Source organism: Bacillus sp. Leaf49 (assembly GCF_001426125.1).
GTDB classification, from domain to species: domain Bacteria; phylum Bacillota; class Bacilli; order Bacillales; family Bacillaceae; genus Bacillus; species Bacillus altitudinis.
Genome location: NZ_LMRK01000020.1, coordinates 89,265 through 107,195, shown reverse-complemented (window position 1 = coordinate 107,195; position 17,931 = coordinate 89,265). Strand labels below are relative to the sequence as shown.

Below are 17,931 nucleotides of genomic sequence, written 5' to 3'. Positions count from 1 at the left end.
CCCTGTCTAATGACAAGGGTAAGTATCAAGAAGTTTTGAAGTTCTTAATAAGAGTATTCACTTCTTCAACTAAATCTGGGTATTGGTTGTTATCAACAAATGAGTATTCAACTTCATTAGTTTTTGCATTTGCTTTGAATATAAGCTCTGTGTTTTTAGATTCGGCTTCATTATAAACAACATAATGCTTTTCAAACAAATGATTATTAGACATGTCTACATGGAATTTAACTGTGAATCCATTTGATTTTAGATATTCAGTTAGTTCGTTGTGTTGGTTGATGAGTTCAGTCAATGGGAACACTCTCCTAGATATTGATAATCATAGAATACCTTACTTCTAAACTTAAAGAAAGGATTGGTTTATTGAGCACAAATTTAGGAAAGGTTTTTGAAGCAAATATTCAACAATCAGCAAAGGATCAAGGGTTATTCTTTTACCGAATTAAAGATGTAAATCCAATGTCCATAAAAAGTAACTTTGAAGTATCAAAAAACAATTACGATTGTTTCCTTTACGCTAAAGGAGTATTATTTCCTTTAGAATTAAAATCAACTAAAAGCAAGTCTATATCGTTTTCGGAAAGTATGATTAAAGCGCAACAGATCAAACATTTAGAAGCTGCTTCGAAATACGATGGGGTGATACCTGGGTTTCTGTTTAACTTTAGAGAACCTGAGAACAGAGTGTTCTTTGTACATATTAAAGACTTTCTTACATATAAGAATATCGCTGAAAAGCAATTAGCACATAAATACATAAGCAAGGTGAATAAGTCCAGCATACCTATTGGCATCTGTGAAGAGATCGGAACAGAGGTAAGATGGATGAAGAAGAAAGTGAACTATACATATTACATAAATAAGATGTGCGAGAATATAGTTTCAAAAAGGAAAGTAACACATAAACTGAATCAACATACCTTGGAAGCAACAAATGCTTTGGGGGTATGAACAATGTCTAAGACTAACAGAGGAAACTGGAAAGAAATCTTTGAGGATGCGAAAAAGAACACAGTAAAGACATTAACTTTTCCAGGAAAGCCCTACTCAATAGCTATCTTCCCTCAAGTATACGGGGATCTAATTTCAGAAGATCAATTTTATCAAGAATTAGCAAATATAATTATAAAAGAAGCCAATATGTAGGCTTCTTTTTTTTGTTACCTCTTATTAAGCATCATGATATACCGCTTTGTCGGTTGAAATGTTGACAACATGACTGACTTCATGTTCAAGTGCTGCTTCGATGACATGCTGTCCGCCGATGATGTTGGTTTGGACAGCTTCAAACGGATTATCTTCGCAGGTGGGTACTTGTTTGAGTGCAGCTGCATGGAAGATGATATCTACCCCTTTGACAAGCTGCCTGACGCGGCTTGCATCCCTCACATCTCCCAGTGCAAATACAACCTCTGGATTTGCCGCATATTCATTTTTCATCATGTATTGTTTACTGTCATCTTTACTGAAGACAATGACCTTTTTAGGAGAGCAGGCTGTTAATTTTTTCACAATCTGCCGGCCGATCGAACCCGTACCGCCTGTGACCAAGATGATTTTGTCACGAAAAAAGGTCTTCAAACTCGTTTCTATTTGTTTGGACATATCTAATCCCCCAACTCTCATTTCTCTACTTTGCATCATATGTGAAAGAGTGGAAGACGTTTGAGGAAAAGAACCACTTCATGCATAAATTAGGTGAACCAATTATAACCATCTGCTTGACGACTTAATAGAATATGTAGAGATAGAAGATTAAGTAGAATAGCGAGGCACCTGAAGACTTCAGTACGGCGATCAGCTCAGCTCTCAGAATGTATTCACTGATACTGAGCTGCGCGAGGGGAGAAGATCATACATGTATAGGGGAAATCGTATTTTAGCCATGATACCAGCTTTTAGCAGCAAGCAGGGGCATCATGCTGAACACATTCGCGTATTGGCGGAGCGGCCGCTAATCTATTGGACCATTCAGCCATTATTACAAATGATTGAATTAGATGAAGTCATCGTATCTTCAGAGGATGTGAATACTCAAATCATTTCGGCCCACTATGGAGCAAATGTCATTGAACTGCCAAGCACACATGTGACGGAACAAACACCTTCTTTAGTAGCTGTGAAGCATGCACTTGCTTATTTAGAACGAGAGGGAAAGACGTTTGATATTGTTTTGTATTTGCATCCAGCATCACCACTAAGGCAGACGGCAGATATTGAGAACTGCTTGCAGCTTCTAGTAGAGGGGGGATATGATTGTGCGGCTTCTTTTACAGAGGCGTTAGAAAATCCAAATGAAACTTGGACACTTCATGACACCAATGAAGCCAGCCTATATAAGGACAATCATTATTTTTTTGTACCAACTCAGGAGCACCCTTATACGTATGGACGTTTAAATGGAGCTGTCTATGCGTTTCATGTTCCATATGCAAAAGAATGCATTCATTCTTTTTTAGAAGGATCTGTTGGTGCATATATGATGGATCATGCGCAATCGCTTGTTGTGAAAAATGAGGAAGATCGGAAAAAGGCAGAGAAGATTTTATTGGCTCGACAAGATGCAGAAGGAACGGCATAAGATGATGGCAATTAGAAAAAGCGCCCGGTCATAGGGCGCTTTTGACTATTTCATAAAGTCTGTAAGGCAGCGTATCAAATGTGTTCCAGCGAACGACTTGCTCGTAATTGTTCTCTGCAACCGATTGTCTTTGTTGAGAATTTTTTACATAGTGCTCGACCTGTTTAATCAAATCGTTTTCATGTGTGTAAAAAGCGAAGCTTGAAAATGCCTGTGACGGTTGTAGATCCGTCAACTGAAAGCCTCCGCTTGCAGCGATATCAAATGCTCTGTTGTTGAGACTCATATTTTGAACATTGGCTTTGTTTTGATTATAGGCAAATTGCGCGGGCCTGTGCGGATTCAGAACAATGGCTGATGTTTGATAGATGTCTGCCATCTGCTCGGGACTCAGCCAGTGGGTCATCAGTGAGAGATCACGATATCGTCTGCGTGATTTATTCAACACGCGATGCCACTCTTTTCCTGCTACGAGAATGCGCCATTTGTTTTGATGTAAGAGTGTATCGATAGCTTTGATGCGGTTTGGATAAGGGTAGCCAATGAGTGCAATGTCATAAATGCACGATTCATGTGGTGATTCTTTTTTCTGAAATACGTGTGTATTGGTTGGAATGGGAAAGTAGTGCGTGTGATTAGCGCCTAGTTGTTTGTAAAATGACAAAGCACCTTCGTCAATCGTTAAGATCAGCTGTGCATCATTTACGCATGCAGCTGACACATCTATATAAAAAGGGTCTTCTGTCATCCACAGTACAACGGGGATCTTTTCTTGTTTGAATTGATGAAGCAGTTCTGTTGGAATATGGTCACCGATCATCATGAAAACAAAATCCGGAGAAAATGTCCGGATTTTGTGCATATGAGCGGGTAGAGTTTCCCTTTCCACCTTGATGCATGAAAAGGGGGAATCAATGAAGCTATCTTCTATCCATTGATCGAACATCCGATAGATTCCACCGTAGCCAGAGCTGATATAAAGAAGCTTCATGATGGCCCTCTCACATTAAGATGTGAACGTAACACTTTCTACTTTATCTACATCTAATAGAGTCGTTGCAGAGCCCGTAGGTGTCACAGAGCTTTCTTGTGTGACGAAAACAACACCTGTTGAAGCATCGAATGATACGAATTGAACGGGTCCGATTAAGTCACCTGAGTCCATGACAATGCTAATGACTGTTCCAGGTGCAAGTCTTGCAAAAATCCATCTTGCTGGTTGAGATACGTCGAGTGTTGTAGCAGAATCTGAAGGTGATGCTTCAGCTGCCACCTCACTAAATAAATCGTTCAATTTTTCTTCCACTTGAACTCCTCCTTCTTCGAGATTAACTGTTAACGCATGACTAAGCGGTTTGAAAAACAGCTTTAACAGCTCTTTTTTTAATTCGGCACGCTTTTCGCTCATGTTTTCCCCATCCTTTCTTCATCCATTCAAACACACCACTATGTATATGCCGTTCTCTTTTTTTGGTATAAGCAGAATGCTCATTCCTTGTTCTTTTTTCATTTAATGACTTCACACATTTTTGAAAAATGTTTTCAAATGCTGATGCTAAATGAAGTGATCCTCATACTCTAGTAAAGATCAAACGAGAAGAAAGAGGGAATCTGAATGGAATTTGAACAACTATTAAATGGCTGGAACGAAGAATTACTAGAAACAGAAGGAATACTTGAAGTTGTGTTGATTATACTTCTTCTTCATCTTTTAGAAGAAAGTGAGGAAGGGAGTGCGTCAGAGATTAAAGAATTGCTACGCCCATGGCTTGAGCTCGGCATTCCGCTGCCGCGTGTTCATTTAGTCAATGGAGATGTGCTGCAAAACGTGGTTGTCGTACAATTGTTTGACTCAGTAGCAGTCTTTAAAAATGCGACAAATCAGCTAAGAGTAAGTGTTCCTTATGTGAACATTGTCAGCTGGGGGGCTTTTTAATCTATTTAAAAAAGGATAATGGTCATGAAAGTATCAGTGATATTAACAAGCTACAACAAACCTGATTTCATTGAACGTGTGCTAAAGAGTGTGGTAGAACAAACGTATCAGCATTGGGAGCTTTTGATCATGGATGATGGCTCTGAACAAGAAACGATCCAAAAGATGCAGCCTTATTTAGTGGATAAGCGCATTCAATTGTATTCTCATCAAATTCATCCTGCAAACCGGCTGAAGACTGTACGTTATGCAACGCTAATTAATGAAGCATTAACACGTATAACAGGTGAGCTGGTTTGTTATGTAACTGATGATACAGTCTACAGAAAAGATCGTTTAGAGAAAATGGTCGAGGTTTTTCAATCGAAGCCTCACATAGATATCGTCTATTCCTCGCAGCGTGTCGTGCATGTGAATCAGCATTTGGTGGAAACGGCGAGCTTCGTTCGAGAAGCAGATCAAGTGTTGGAGCATGCATCCTTTCAAGTCGACCATTGCTCTGTTATGCATAGAAGCCGGCTGCTTTCGCTTATTCATGAAAAATACGGACAATACTGGGCCGACGAACCAAAACATTGGCATCATGCTGACTCTGTGTTTTGGATGAGACTGAATCATTTTGCTGCGTTCTTTCCATTACAAGAAGTACTAGATACCACATATAAAACGCCACAATCATTTCATCATATGTTTGCGAGTATGCCCTACGATTTAATTGACGGAACTGTGATTGAAAGAGATGGCGCTTATTATCAAATCGCTCACGGATGTCTTCATCTAATTGACAAGCGCTGGGTGAATGAAAAGAACAGGCGTGCGATTCGTGTTCCTTCCTTATGTACGATGAAATATGAAATGAACGAGCCGCTGACAGTCCCAAATTATACAGTCGTCACCGCAGATAACGGCAGAACATTTTATTATATTGAACATCAAACAAAAAGACGGTTTGCTTCAAAACGTGATGTGCAATATTTTCAGTTTCACCAAAAGGAGATATACACGGTCACAAAACACCAGCTGGAGACGTTTAAGGATGGCAAGATCATTCAATTATCTCCTATATTCAGCCCGCCAAATAGACGGCTGTTTAAATGGAAACAAGATGTCTATTTATTTGTGCATGATACCTTTTGCCGAATTGTCCCTGAGGTAGTGAAAATATTTGCGTTTTACCATCAGCCAATCAAACTACAACCTTCTCAATTTGCATTTTTTCAAGAAGGAAAGCCAATTGTGCCGCTGTATATGGAGTCACTTCAGGAATTTGACTTGTCTCTTTATCAGATGTCAGGACGAAAGCACTCCTCCTAAGAGGGGTGCTTTTTTTCGAATTGACGAAAAAAGCAGGAGATCGACAGGAAAAAGCGAAACGTGAAAAGGATAGGGGAACACGTTGAACATCATCAAGCCGCTGAAAATTGGGCAATACGTGCCGGATTTTCGGCATAGAAAGTGAGGGGGAAATAGTGGGGAAGGTTGTCGAAAGAGCGGATTGGTTTGAATTAATTTTAGAAGCCATCGATGAAGCGATTCACGTTGTAGACGATCAAGGGGTTACCATCTTTTATAATCATAATGCAGCGAAGTTCGACTGTTTAGCGAAAGAAGAGGTGATTGGCAAGTACATACTGGATGTGTATCCTTCATTAACTGAAAAGACAAGTACACTCATGCATGTACTTAGAACAGGAAAACCCATTTATCATTCGTTGCAAACCTATTTGAATAAAAATGGAGAAAAAATTGAGACCGTCAACACCACACTGCCGATTATAGAAGGCAGCAAGTTAATTGGGGCGGTAGAAGTAGCGAAGGATGTGTCGAAGCTGTCGGCGCTTTCGAATCGTTTAGATCAAAAAAAACGAACGGATGGTGCCGCGGAGACCACTCAAATGCTCGATTTTTCTTCATTTTTAACAAATGACCCACAATTAAAAGAGATGCTGGAGAAAGCGAAAAAAGCTGCTGCATATCCTTCATCGGTTATGGTCTTCGGGGAAACTGGGACAGGAAAAGAGGTACTCGTACAAGCGATTGTTCATGCATCTGATCGGAAAGATCAAGTCTTTATCCCGCAAAACTGTGCTGCTCTTCCAGAATCGCTGCTTGAAAGTCTTTTATTCGGGTCTGTCAAAGGAAGTTATACGGGCGCAATAGATCGCAAGGGGCTGTTTGAATTAGCAGATGGTGGTACGCTTTTTCTTGATGAGCTGCAAGCGATGCCGCTTACGCTTCAAACAAAATTACTGCGTGTGTTAGAGGATGGTGTTGTCCGCCGGATAGGTGATGCAAAGGCGGTTCAAGTAAATGTCAGAGTGATTACTGCCCTCAATATCGACCCATTTGAAGCCGTTAAAAAACAAATGTTAAGAGAAGACTTATTTTATAGACTGCATGTGTCATCATTTCATATCCCGCCGCTTCGCACAAGGAAGCATGATATCCAGCTGTTATCCAGCCACTTTATTCAAACGTATCATCAGCAATTTTCAAAAAACGTCAACCGCCTTTCTGAAGAAACTGTCCAAGTATTTATGGCCCATCAGTGGCCAGGGAATGTGAGAGAATTAAAACATACGATCGAGCATGCCGTCTTGATGATGCCAAAGGAAGCAGAAGAAATCACCACAGCATATCTCCCTGTCCATTTGCGGACGCATCAGATAGAAAGTCATCCGCCAGAGTCCTCATTAAAAAGTCAAGTGACGTCATTTGAACAAACGCTGATTCAAGAAGCTTTAAGACAGCACGCAGGGAATATTAAGCAAACGGCAGCCGCTTTAAAAATTCCTCGACAAACATTGCAGTATAAGCTAAAAAAATATACAGATGCCGAAAAGTAGGCACTTCAAACAGGTGAATGTGACGGAAAAGCTCCTTTTCTAAAGAATAGGGGCATTTTCCCATGTTGGCACATAACTTGCATAGTATAAAGTGAATGCTGATAGGGGGAATGGATATGAATCAAAAACTGTATCAACCTGCGCGACATTGGAAGGACATTGAACTTTGGAAGGACGTACCCGAGGAAAAGTGGAACGACTGGATTTGGCAGCTGACGCATACGGTCAAAACGCTTGAAGATTTAGAAAAAGTCGTGAACTTAACAGAAGAGGAAAAAGAAGGGGTGAAGATTTCCACGAAAACCATTCCACTCAACATAACACCCTACTATGCCTCACTGATGAATCCAGACGATCCAAGATGCCCAATCCGTATGCAGTCTGTACCGATTGCAGAAGAGCTTCATAAAACAAAATATGACCTCGAAGATCCGCTCCATGAAGATGAGGATTCACCTGTTCCAGGTTTAACACACCGTTACCCAGATCGTGTGCTGTTTCTTGTCACAAATCAGTGCTCCATGTACTGCCGCTATTGTACGAGAAGACGTTTTTCCGGTCAGATCGGGATGGGCGTGCCGAAAAAGCAATTAGATGCCGCCATTGGATATATTAGAGAAACCCCTGAAGTGCGGGATGTGTTAATTTCAGGCGGTGACGGGCTGTTAATTAATGATCAAGTGCTTGAATACATTTTGAAAAACTTACGAGACATTCCTCACGTTGAAATCATTCGAATTGGAACACGTGCACCGGTCGTGTTTCCGCAGCGAATTACAGATGAATTGTGTGAGATTTTAAAAAAATATCATCCAGTTTGGCTGAACACTCACTTTAATACAAGCATTGAAATCACAAAAGAAGCGAAAGAAGCGTGTGAGCGCCTTGTCAATGCTGGCGTCCCTGTTGGCAATCAGGCGGTGATCCTAGCAGGAATTAACGACAGTGTGCCAATTATGAAGAAGCTGATGCATGATCTCGTCATGATTCGCGTCAGACCTTATTATATTTATCAATGTGATTTATCTGAGGGGATCGGCCACTTTAGAACACCGGTTTCAAAAGGCCTTGAAATCATTGAAGGCTTAAGAGGACATACGAGTGGTTATGCCGTGCCAAGCTTTGTTGTAGATGCACCAGGCGGAGGGGGGAAGATCGCCTTACAGCCAAATTATTTATTATCTCAAAGCCCAGAGAAAGTGGTCCTGCGTAACTTTGAAGGTGTGATCACCTCTTATCCGGAGCCAGAACATTACGTCGCCGGCCAAGCGGATGCGTATTTTAATGAAATCTACGAAGAAAAGAAAGAACCGGCCATTGGCGTGACAGCTCTATTTGAGGATGAAGCAAAATCCTTTACGCCTGAAAATTTAAGCCGAATGAAACGAAGAGAGTCTTATGAAACGAATCCTGAACATGATACGCTCAAAAACAAACGTGAAAAACGAGATGAATTAAAAGAAAAGAAATATCAAGCCCAGCTCAAAAAAGAACAAACCGTAAAGGAGGAGAAATAACGTTGCTGACATGTGATTGGTGTGAGGAGAAGAAAGCGAACGCAGGACAGACCACAGTCTATTGGGAACTCATCACGGGCACACAATCGATTGAGATTTTGGAAACGCCTTCGATTTCTTGCACGCATTGCGGGATGACGTATCAGAAGGATGAGACAGTAAAAGAGATAGAAGATCAATTAATTTTAGTCGATCAAACAAAACTTCCAGAAAAAATCTCATATGCAGAATTAATGAGCATGGAGCGGTTATTAAAGCGTAATTACTTTGATTTTTCTTCATAAGTTGTACCTCCGCCTATACAAGTCATCAAATTCCTGTATAATATAACAACAAAATAGAGTGTCGCGGAGGGAAAAACAGGTGAAGTCGTTTTACCATTATTTAATGAAGTATAGACATCCAAAACCGAAGGATGAAATCAGTCATTTTGCAAATGCTGCTTATGAAGATCACAGCTTTCCTAAAGTATCCACTGATTATCATGAGCTATGTGCCTATTTAGAGTTAAATGGGGACTATTTAAGCTCCATGACGACATTTGATGAGGCTTTTGAGCAATACGAAGTAGAAGTCAAAAAAAAATAACACACACACCCGCTTGTTCCGTATGGAAGAAGCGGTTTTTTCATGAAGAAATAAAATGGCGTTTTGCATGGTGTGGTTGCCCATGCAGAATTCCTTGCGCCGGCATACGATACGTTAAGACCAAAAGTCGGGCAAGGGGGAGACAGAATGAAGGCGAAAGCACCAAAATATAAAGTAGGGGATATTGTCGTCGTTGTCATGTACGGCACAGTTGGAACGATAACAAAAGTCCATCAAATTGACCAACATTATCTATATGAGGTCAATCATAATGAGGTGCTTTATTTTGAAACATCACTCCAGCTTTACGATGAGTACGACGGGGTGATTGTAGATACAGAAAAGCTGGACATTGAATATGAGTTCCTCATTGGCGATGTTGTATATGTAAAGGATTACGGGAAAGAGCTATTTAAAATCATTGGCCATCGGACTGAGATATGGCGCTACCTTGAAGATGGCTGGGAAGATGTCATTTATGAACTGACAAGGTTAAAAGACGGAGAATGGCTGGAAACAGAAGAAGAAGACTTGACGCTTGTCCTAAGAAAATATGAGATGGATCAGTTTGTTCATCAGCTTCTTTTTGTGCATTACGTTGGAGAAACCTCAAAAGAAATAGAGGAAGATATGGTGCAAACCGCTCTATTACAGTTAGAAGAGAAACAAGAAAGCGAAGCATCACTAGAATTTCTCGCTGTATCTATAGTGGATGAGCTTCTTGATATTTACAATGATTATAAAATTCTCTATGAATTTTTCAAAGACCCAGAATATAAGGATATGATGGACTTTATTTTGGAAAGTTTAAACGAGCATTTTGGTTAAAAGAAGACTTGTCCTAACACGAATAAAAAGTAAGGAACACAGAAAAAAGCAATCACATAAAACCATCCCCTCAAGATACGGCCCATCACCTGATCAAAAGTATGTCCATCTAAAATGCTTAACCATTTCATTGCCTCATGCCCCTTTTCTTTTCGTTTACTGCATTTATATGTATGGAATGAGCCATTATGACAAACTGTAATAAAAATAAGGCGACGTTCATACATCATAAAAAAGGAGGCGGAAAGCAATGAAAGAAGCAGATTTGGTGATTGATACAGAGGAAATTGCAGAATTCTTCTACACGGAGCTGGTCAAAAGAGGGTACATACCATCTGAGCTGGAAACGTTTGAGCTTGCCGATATTACATTTGAATATATGCTGAGGAAAGCAATGATAGTTGAAGAAGAGGCGTGGTAGGCACTATACTTTGAAGAGATTCTGAGTAGAAAGGGAGGGGAATTGTTTCGCGTGTATGTCATCATTTTTTTCCTTTTGTTTGGCGCCATCGCAGCGCTTATGGTGTCTGGCATGTTCCAGGAGTTGGACAACCAGATCATCTTATCGTTTGAAAACATCAGACTTCCTTTTTTAAATGATGTCATGCTGACTTTGACTGACTTTGGTATCAGTGCGCTGCTTGTCCCAATCATGCTCATCTTTAGCGTGGTGCTGTTTATGTATAAACGCTACCACTCTATTATGCTGCTTTTTCTACTATATATAGCAGAAAAAACGGTCAATCATGAACTGAAAGGACTGTTTGCTAGAGAGCGTCCAGCTTTTGATCATCTAGTGAATGAGACCTATTACAGCTTTCCGAGCGGACATTCTATGAATGCAGCAACGATCTATCCATTTATCGCCTATCTATTCATTGAAATGGTTCCGTGGCTGAAAAAGAGACAAAAAGCAGTCTACATGGTGACAGGGTGCTATGTGCTGATGATCGGCATCAGCAGGATGTATATCGGTGTTCATTATGTCACTGATGTAGCAGGGGGCTTTGCGATAGGACTAGCTTTATTTCTGATATGTAAAAAGATTGACGAAAAATTGTCTGTCATTCGACAAAAATAGAAGAAGGAAATTCATAGATCCCAGCCAATTTTATATAAAAGGGGAGGGATTTGAATGCAATTGACGTTGAGATTTTTTCAAAAGAAACCTTCAGCTTATCACTTAACCATTTATCAAACACCTGAATATGGTGCAGAAAGCGGGCATCAGCCTGTGTACCGGACAAAGATTGGCGGCAGGACACACCTTGATGTACTGGAAAAAGCATTCTCGACATTTAATGTACAAGATACAGTCCCTAATGATTACAATGCACGGTTTATCACAACTGGGGATATCGTTGTGATTGATGACCAGAAAAAAGGGAAGTGCTACTACCAGCTCTTTCCGGCAGGATGGAAACGCAGTGAACGCCTAATGACGATGAGTTAAATATAAACGACGATGCCAGCTTTACTTTCAGCTGGTATTTTCTTTTTTGAACGCAATCGTTTATAATAAATGGGACTAAACACATGTTAAACGTAAGTGGAGGCTAAAAAATGAGTGTACATATTGGAGCAGAAAAAGGACAAATTGCAGAAACGGTATTGCTGCCAGGCGATCCGCTTCGTGCGAAATATATTGCAGATACATATTTAGAAGATGTAGTGTGCTATAACGAAGTGCGCGGCATGTATGGTTATACTGGGACATATAAAGGAAAACGCATTTCTGTACAAGGTACTGGAATGGGCGTACCGTCTATTTCGATCTATGTGAATGAGCTGATCCAAAGCTATGATGTTCAAAACTTAATCCGTGTTGGTTCTTGCGGAGCGATCAAAAAAGATGTCAATGTACGTGACGTCATCTTAGCTCAAACATCATCAACAGATTCTCAAATGAACCGTGTGGCATTTGGACCGATTGATTACGCACCATGTGCTGATTTTGGTTTACTGAAAAAAGCCTACGACACAGCAGAAGCGAAAAATGTAGCTGTGCGTGTTGGGAATGTATTTACAGCAGACCAGTTTTATAATGAAAAACCACTTGAGCTGATGGACCAATATGGAATTCTAGCGATCGAAATGGAGACAACGGCTCTTTATACGCTTGCTGCAAAATTTGGCAGAAAAGCGTTGTCGATTCTGACAGTGAGCGATCATGTGCTAACAGGAGAAGAAACAACTGCTGAAGAGCGTCAAACGACATTTGACGAAATGATCTTAATTGCACTAGATTCTGTTTTATAATAGTATAAAGGGTGTGCTACGATGTAGCGCATCTTTATTTTTTTAGTAGAGCAAAAGGAAGGTATGTCATGAAGAAAAGCTATAAAATACTCTCAATCGCATCGATTCTTGGTTTGACGGCCGCATTATCAGGCTGCCAGTTGCTGGATCAGAAAAGCGGTACCACTGAATCTAACAAAACAAACGAACAAAAGAACGCAGCAAGTTCATCACCCCAGCAAAACTCAAACGATACGGCAGATTCATCTAATCAAGAGCTGACGTTAAAGAGTGAATATTTCAATGACATCAAGGTAGTGAGCGGACTGAAGACCATTCAAAACCCTGAAAATGTGCTTGCTTTAGTGAACAAAGAATATGCACTGCCAGGAACCTATAAACCTTCTGATCTCGTTGTACCAAAAGTGGAATTCTCTTTTTCAGAGGATATTGAAAAACGATATATTCGAAAAGAAGCAGCGGAGGCACTTGCGAAGTTATTCAAAGGTGCTAAAAAGGAAAACTTTGAGCTTGCTGCAGTATCGGGCTATCGTTCCTATGATCGTCAAAAAGTCATTTTTGATAGTGAAGTGAAACTAAAAGGGAAAGAAAAAGCACAAGAAGCCGTAGCCTTACCAGGCGAAAGTGAACATCAAACAGGTTTAGCTATGGATATTTCCTCAAAAAGTGCCGGCTTTGAAATCTCTGAAAAATTTGGTGAAACACCTGATGGTAAATGGGTAGCCAAAAACGCTTATAAATATGGCTTTATCATCCGTTATCCAAAAGGGAAAGAAGACATCACGAAATATGAATATGAGCCGTGGCACTTGCGCTATGTAGGGAAAGAAGCTGCAAAAGCGATGCACGATCATGATTTAACATTCGAAGAGTATATGAACAAAGTGAAGAAAATATAAACAAATAAAAGGCCTCCCGAAGCTGGGAGGCCTTCTTTTATACGCCGTTTTAAAAAAAGAGCAAACCTGCTAATGCGAAGCCGGTAATAAAACCGAGACCGATGCCATAAGCTGGACCCCAGCCATAATAGCCTCCGTAATAACCATAACCAAAGCCCCCGCGGGACCCGCCGACTGGCCGGATATAAACTTTGCGGTTTGACACCCGCTCAATACGTCCAACATGTACTCTGCCATTTCGATCAGTAATTCTAGCTACTTTCCCCATATGCTGCTGACAAAGTTTATAGTAGCGCTCCATGTTTTTCCTCCTTATGACAAACTCTTTTCACTCTTATCCTATGCGAAAGACTTCATAGAGTTTGGACAAAACATATAGGAGATTCGCTCATTTTATACTGTACATTCAAATACAAGGTGACTCAGATGTTCTCGGTGTGTTTGAATCAGGTCATAGTGTGTCTGTAATGTATCATAAAGAGAAGATGGTATTTGATCTGATAATTCCATTTCGGTCGGCTCTTCCTGCACCATGTGTTCATCAAATGAGAGAATCTGAATGTCACGGAATCCTGCGGACGCTAACTTTTTTTTCCATTCAGGAAATGAAAAGAGGGAGTGAAACCCATAAAACTCCCGAATGGTTGCCTGTTCTTTTGAGGGGAGCGGCACTTTTAACACAGCCTCATTTGCGATCAATTGCTTTCCAGGAGCAAGCACCCGTTTGATCTCAGCAAGCGCAGCAGGTAAATGGGTAAAGCTTAAAACAGATTCACTGATCAGTAGAGAGAACGAGTCATCCGCAAATGGCAGGTGTTCGATCGATGCTTGCTGTGCACGGAAAGGTAGTTGTTCCCGCTCGAATCGCAGATTGGCTTTTTCAATCATCAAAGGGTGTGTATCAATCGCCTCTACTTCATAACCTAAATGTCCTAGATAGGCGGCTGTTTGTCCTGTGCCGCATCCAACATCCAGTATACGATCGTCAGACGCCAAGTGAAGATGCTCAATCATCGTTTTTGTTAGCTCAATTCCGCCAGGATGGGCACCTGATACACCAAAATAGGCAAGCATTTCTACATAGTCACTCATGGAATCCCTTCTTTCTTTATCATGTTTCTCTCTAAAGATTATGCATTGCAAGGCGAAATGGCTTATCTTTTCAAATAGAAGTTTGATCCTTTGGTTGACGGATGAAGAATCGTCCTTGATAATAATGAAAGGAGATAAAGGTGGTGTTTTTTTGAAAAAACAATTCAAGTTCGTGATAGCCATTCTGGTGACAGCAGCGCTTTCCTCAGCGATTACATTTGTGATCACAAAACAAGGTGCTGTCAGCGTTTCAGGAGATGAGAAGTTTAGTAAACTCATGGCTGCATATACGAAGGTAAAAAACGAGTATTACGAAAAAACGGATGATCAAAAACTAGTAGACGGTGCGATTCAAGGAATGATTGCATCACTTGATGATCCATACTCTACATATATGGATCAGGAGGAAGCCGAAGGGTTTAACAACACCATTTCATCTTCATTTGAAGGAATTGGTGCACAAGTAGAAGAGAAGGATGGACAAATTTTAATTGTCGCACCGATTAAAGGCTCTCCTGCTGAAAAAGCTGGTTTGAAACCTCATGATCGTATTTTAAAAGTGGATAGTAAAAGTACAAAAGGCATGTCAGTGAATAAAGCCGTTTCTCTTATCAGAGGGAAAAAAGGAACGGATGTCAAACTGCATTTGAACCGACAAGGTGTTGGAAATGTGGATGTCACGATCACAAGAGATACGATTCCACTTGAAACGGTGTATGCAAAACTAACAAAAGATAAAATAGGCGAAATCCAAATCACGTCTTTTGCTGAAACCACGTCTAAAGAGTTAGATAAAGCGATTGATGACCTCGAGAAAAAAGGGGCAAAAGGTTTTGTCATTGATCTGAGAGATAATCCAGGCGGCATTATGACAGAAGCAATTGAAATGAGCAATGACTTTATCGATAAAGGAAAAGTCATTATGCAGGTTGAGGAAAAAGGAAAGAAACAAGTGTACAAAGCGGAAAAAGAACGCAAAGTTCATCAGCCGACAGTTGTTCTTGTAAACGGCGGTTCAGCGAGTGCTGCTGAAATCATGGCGGCAGCTCTGCACCAATCCTCTAGCATTCAACTTGTTGGAGAAAAGACATTTGGTAAAGGGACTGTTCAAAATGCGCAAAGCTACAATGATGGTTCTAGTGTGAAATTAACCATTGCCAAGTGGTTGACACCAGACGGGTCTTGGATTCACAAAAAAGGAATTGAGCCACAGGTGAAAGCATCTCTGCCGAGTTATGCGAAGCTGCCATACTTAAGTCCGAAAAAGACGTATCAACTGAATGATGATGGAGATGAAGTCAAAGCGGCTCAAAAAATGTTCCAAGCGCTTGGCTACAAAGCAAAAGCCAATGGAGAATATGATCAAGCATTCCAGTCGGTCGTGAAAAGTTTCCAATCAGATCACGATCTGAAGGCTGATGGTATTCTGACAGGGGACACAACGACGGTACTGATGACAAACATCCAAGATAAGCTCAAGAAAAATGATACGCAAATGAAAAAAGCCATTGAAGTGTTGAAAAAAGAAATGAAATAGAAAAAGCAGTCCTCATCAGGGGACTGCTTTTTTTCTTGTGTTACGCTTTGTTAGCCACAGGTTCCGTTGTTTTCCCATTCTTTTCAAACAAATCACTTGTCACAGAATTAGATGTGACATTCTTCTGGAAGAATGGATTCAATATCAAGATGACCACAACGTTTGCTAGTAAACCGAGAAAGCCTTCATAAAGGCCGAATGTCATTTGTGTCATATTCGCTGTAAAGGTCACGATAATTCCTACGATGAGCCCCGCAATCGTTGCTTCTCTCGATTGTTTTTTCCAGAACAAGCTGATGGCAATGGCTGGGAAAATTTGAACCATTCCAGAAACACCGATCAGCTGAAGCGTGACAAGCGCAGTCGGGAACAGCATTCCGAATAAAAGAGCAAGACCGATCACGATAAATACCATCGAACGTGTAATGATCGTTAACCGTTTAGGTGACACAGTTGGATGGATTAAATCACGGTACAAATTATTGGCAAATAAATTCGACGCCCCAATGGCCATGATCGAACATGGAATGAGAGAAGCAAGTGCAATCGTTGAATACGCAAGCCCCTGCATCACGCCGCCATATGACGTCTGAATTAAATGAAGAAGAGCAAATCTTGGATTTGTATCTTCCGGTAAGACTAAAAAGGCAATGAAGCCAAGGAAGATGACCAAAATCAATACAATGTTGTAAAGAGGTAAAAACATACTGTTTTTACGGATGGCATCTGCGCTTTTGGCTGTGAAAACGCCAGTTGCTGCATGAGCCCACATAAATAATGCGAGTGCAGAAACACCTGATGCGGTAATAAACCACAAAATGCCTTTAGGGCCGCTTTCAGGTATCGTCAGAAGCTGTGGGGCCTCCTTTGCTAACGTATTCATCATTGGTGTCCAGCCGTTAAAATGAATAATCGGGAGGGAAACGACCATAAAGAGCATGATCACCCAAACAAGAATATCTTTAATAATGGCTGTATATGTAGGACCTTTAATACCACTGAAAAATGTATAAAGTGCAACTAAAATAAATGAAATCATAACAACTGCATTCACATTAATATAACTCGTTCCAGCGACAGTTAACGTATCTTGAATCCCGCTTAGCTGAAGACAAATGTATGGTATGAGCATGAGTACACCAACAATGGCAATCAAACTAGATAACAGTTTACTGTCAAATCGCTCACGTGCATAATCAGCAAGTGTTGTCAGCTTGTGATTTTTTGCAACCGTCCAAAGTTTTGGTAAGAAGAAATACGCAATAAAATAAGCAAGAACTGAATAGGGGATAGCGAAAAAAGCAACACTTCCCGCTGTATAAGCTGTACTTGTGAGCCCTAAAAAGGTATAAGCAGTATATAAGTCTGCGCCAACAAGGAACCAGACGAGAAGCCCGCCAAATTTTCTTCCGCCAACAGACCATTCTTCGACTGATTGTCTTGATGATTTATCACGACCAGCGGCAAAACCGATGACCACGACGATGAAAATGATACTTGCAGTAATCAATAAAGCTGTTAAGTTTCCTTGCATTCGTCAGTTCCTCCATTTGAATGTTGCATCCTGTAAATGATAAATGTGCAAACGGGTGTGAGTACAATCCATAGTAAGAGCCAGAAGTGGAAAAAAGGCAGCCCGATGACAAATGGATGAATACGATTCACAAAGGGGAGCAGTGCAAGCTGTCCAATGAATGGAATCGCGATGAGTAGCGCCAGTATCAGTTTTTTGTTCATGTTTTCCTCCTCTAATATTTTGTAATTTCATAATAATAGCAGTTGTCAGATTAGATCACAAGACCATTTTCAGAAAAAACAATCATTTTTATGAATATCATACTAATA

General features: G+C 40.5%; 24 protein-coding genes and 1 pseudogene. 16 read left to right on the top strand and 9 right to left on the bottom strand.

Translation table 11 applies throughout. From position 1 onward, the window contains the following. Window positions 1–25: 25 nt before the first annotated feature. Entirely contained in the window at window positions 26–295 is a 270-nt protein-coding gene (locus ASG46_RS10130) for a hypothetical protein (protein ID WP_056704367.1), read from the bottom strand. Window positions 296–366: 71 nt separating this feature from the next. Between ASG46_RS10130 and ASG46_RS10125 the strand changes: the two genes are divergently transcribed. After that, on the top strand, window positions 367–954 hold the full coding sequence (locus tag ASG46_RS10125; protein WP_442854136.1) for a Holliday junction resolvase RecU: 588 nt from the start codon (window positions 367–369) through the stop codon (window positions 952–954). 3 nt (window positions 955–957) lie between these two features. Next, complete coding sequence (locus ASG46_RS10120; protein ID WP_024428310.1) at window positions 958–1,149, top strand: hypothetical protein; 192 nt, start codon at window positions 958–960, stop codon at window positions 1,147–1,149. 39 nt (window positions 1,150–1,188) lie between these two features. Here ASG46_RS10120 and ASG46_RS10115 read toward each other — a convergent pair. After that, a pseudogene (locus tag ASG46_RS10115) lies at window positions 1,189–1,608 on the bottom strand (SDR family NAD(P)-dependent oxidoreductase); the annotation flags it as partial. A 253-nt stretch (window positions 1,609–1,861) separates the two neighbouring features. On the opposite strand from ASG46_RS10115, the gene ASG46_RS10110 reads away from it, so the two are divergent. Beyond that, a complete protein-coding gene (locus ASG46_RS10110; protein WP_056704364.1) occupies window positions 1,862–2,584 on the top strand; it encodes an acylneuraminate cytidylyltransferase family protein in 723 nt (240 codons plus the stop codon). A gap of 28 nt (window positions 2,585–2,612) precedes the next feature. On the opposite strand, the gene ASG46_RS10105 is transcribed toward ASG46_RS10110, so the two are convergent. Then, window positions 2,613–3,575, bottom strand: a complete 963-nt coding sequence (locus ASG46_RS10105) for a CgeB family protein (RefSeq protein ID WP_056704362.1) — start codon at window positions 3,573–3,575, stop codon at window positions 2,613–2,615. 15 nt (window positions 3,576–3,590) lie between these two features. Further along, on the bottom strand, window positions 3,591–3,992 hold the full coding sequence (locus tag ASG46_RS10100; RefSeq protein ID WP_007500770.1) for a hypothetical protein: 402 nt from the start codon (window positions 3,990–3,992) through the stop codon (window positions 3,591–3,593). A 207-nt stretch (window positions 3,993–4,199) separates the two neighbouring features. Between ASG46_RS10100 and cgeC the strand changes: the two genes are divergently transcribed. The 7 genes from cgeC to ASG46_RS10065 all read left to right on the top strand — a co-directional run bounded on the left by cgeC (window position 4,200) and on the right by ASG46_RS10065 (window position 10,299). Then, window positions 4,200–4,520: a spore maturation protein CgeC gene (cgeC, locus tag ASG46_RS10095; protein WP_007500768.1), complete on the top strand. Its 321-nt coding sequence runs from the start codon at window positions 4,200–4,202 to the stop codon at window positions 4,518–4,520. A gap of 18 nt (window positions 4,521–4,538) precedes the next feature. Continuing rightward, window positions 4,539–5,834, top strand: a complete 1,296-nt coding sequence (locus tag ASG46_RS10090; protein WP_056704359.1) for a glycosyltransferase family 2 protein — start codon at window positions 4,539–4,541, stop codon at window positions 5,832–5,834. Window positions 5,835–5,989: 155 nt separating this feature from the next. Then, window positions 5,990–7,366, top strand: coding sequence for a sigma-54 interaction domain-containing protein (locus ASG46_RS10085; RefSeq protein ID WP_008346432.1), 1,377 nt, complete (start codon window positions 5,990–5,992; stop codon window positions 7,364–7,366). 116 nt (window positions 7,367–7,482) lie between these two features. Beyond that, window positions 7,483–8,883, top strand: a complete 1,401-nt coding sequence (gene ablA / locus ASG46_RS10080; protein WP_056704357.1) for a lysine 2,3-aminomutase — start codon at window positions 7,483–7,485, stop codon at window positions 8,881–8,883. 2 nt (window positions 8,884–8,885) lie between these two features. After that, window positions 8,886–9,167: a YokU family protein gene (locus tag ASG46_RS10075; RefSeq protein ID WP_025207505.1), complete on the top strand. Its 282-nt coding sequence runs from the start codon at window positions 8,886–8,888 to the stop codon at window positions 9,165–9,167. A 79-nt stretch (window positions 9,168–9,246) separates the two neighbouring features. Further along, window positions 9,247–9,471 (top strand): YozE family protein, encoded by a 225-nt coding sequence (locus ASG46_RS10070; RefSeq protein ID WP_056704356.1) that lies wholly within the window; start codon window positions 9,247–9,249, stop codon window positions 9,469–9,471. Window positions 9,472–9,618: 147 nt separating this feature from the next. Beyond that, window positions 9,619–10,299 (top strand): hypothetical protein, encoded by a 681-nt coding sequence (locus tag ASG46_RS10065; RefSeq protein WP_008346441.1) that lies wholly within the window; start codon window positions 9,619–9,621, stop codon window positions 10,297–10,299. Here the strand turns inward: ASG46_RS10065 and ASG46_RS21440 are convergent. After that, the gene (locus tag ASG46_RS21440; protein ID WP_017359686.1) at window positions 10,296–10,430 is read right to left on the bottom strand and encodes a hypothetical protein; all 135 of its coding nucleotides are present in this window, start codon (window positions 10,428–10,430) and stop codon (window positions 10,296–10,298) included. The two genes, ASG46_RS10065 and ASG46_RS21440, sit on opposite strands and share 4 nt — an antisense overlap. A 119-nt stretch (window positions 10,431–10,549) precedes the next feature. Between ASG46_RS21440 and ASG46_RS20535 the strand changes: the two genes are divergently transcribed. The 5 genes from ASG46_RS20535 (at window position 10,550) to ASG46_RS10045 (ending at window position 13,457) form a co-directional block, all read left to right on the top strand. Continuing rightward, entirely contained in the window at window positions 10,550–10,720 is a 171-nt protein-coding gene (locus ASG46_RS20535; RefSeq protein ID WP_017359685.1) for a YozD family protein, read from the top strand. Window positions 10,721–10,771: 51 nt separating this feature from the next. After that, window positions 10,772–11,380, top strand: coding sequence for a phosphatase PAP2 family protein (locus tag ASG46_RS10060; RefSeq protein WP_017359684.1), 609 nt, complete (start codon window positions 10,772–10,774; stop codon window positions 11,378–11,380). Between the two features lie 54 nt (window positions 11,381–11,434). Continuing rightward, the gene (locus tag ASG46_RS10055; RefSeq protein ID WP_007500756.1) at window positions 11,435–11,752 is read left to right on the top strand and encodes a YodL domain-containing protein; all 318 of its coding nucleotides are present in this window, start codon (window positions 11,435–11,437) and stop codon (window positions 11,750–11,752) included. A gap of 110 nt (window positions 11,753–11,862) precedes the next feature. Continuing rightward, on the top strand, window positions 11,863–12,558 hold the full coding sequence (deoD, locus tag ASG46_RS10050; protein WP_007500754.1) for a purine-nucleoside phosphorylase: 696 nt from the start codon (window positions 11,863–11,865) through the stop codon (window positions 12,556–12,558). A gap of 68 nt (window positions 12,559–12,626) precedes the next feature. After that, complete coding sequence (locus ASG46_RS10045) at window positions 12,627–13,457, top strand: M15 family metallopeptidase (protein WP_017367458.1); 831 nt, start codon at window positions 12,627–12,629, stop codon at window positions 13,455–13,457. A 49-nt stretch (window positions 13,458–13,506) separates the two neighbouring features. Here the strand turns inward: ASG46_RS10045 and ASG46_RS10040 are convergent, their stop codons facing one another. Then, window positions 13,507–13,758 carry a hypothetical protein gene (locus ASG46_RS10040; protein ID WP_056704355.1) on the bottom strand — a complete coding sequence of 84 codons (252 nt, stop codon included), beginning with the start codon at window positions 13,756–13,758 and terminating at the stop codon, window positions 13,507–13,509. A gap of 92 nt (window positions 13,759–13,850) precedes the next feature. Beyond that, entirely contained in the window at window positions 13,851–14,549 is a 699-nt protein-coding gene (locus ASG46_RS10035) for a class I SAM-dependent methyltransferase (protein ID WP_056704354.1), read from the bottom strand. Between the two features lie 151 nt (window positions 14,550–14,700). Between ASG46_RS10035 and ASG46_RS10030 the strand changes: the two genes are divergently transcribed. Then, on the top strand, window positions 14,701–16,086 hold the full coding sequence (locus ASG46_RS10030; RefSeq protein WP_017367455.1) for a S41 family peptidase: 1,386 nt from the start codon (window positions 14,701–14,703) through the stop codon (window positions 16,084–16,086). 40 nt (window positions 16,087–16,126) lie between these two features. On the opposite strand, the gene ASG46_RS10025 is transcribed toward ASG46_RS10030, so the two are convergent. Both ASG46_RS10025 and ASG46_RS10020 read right to left on the bottom strand, forming a co-directional pair. After that, window positions 16,127–17,620, bottom strand: a complete 1,494-nt coding sequence (locus ASG46_RS10025; RefSeq protein ID WP_056704353.1) for a sodium:solute symporter family protein — start codon at window positions 17,618–17,620, stop codon at window positions 16,127–16,129. Continuing rightward, window positions 17,605–17,823 carry a DUF3311 domain-containing protein gene (locus tag ASG46_RS10020; RefSeq protein WP_017359680.1) on the bottom strand — a complete coding sequence of 73 codons (219 nt, stop codon included), beginning with the start codon at window positions 17,821–17,823 and terminating at the stop codon, window positions 17,605–17,607. The genes ASG46_RS10025 and ASG46_RS10020 overlap by 16 nt, the downstream gene beginning before the upstream one ends. Window positions 17,824–17,931: the final 108 nt, after the last annotated feature.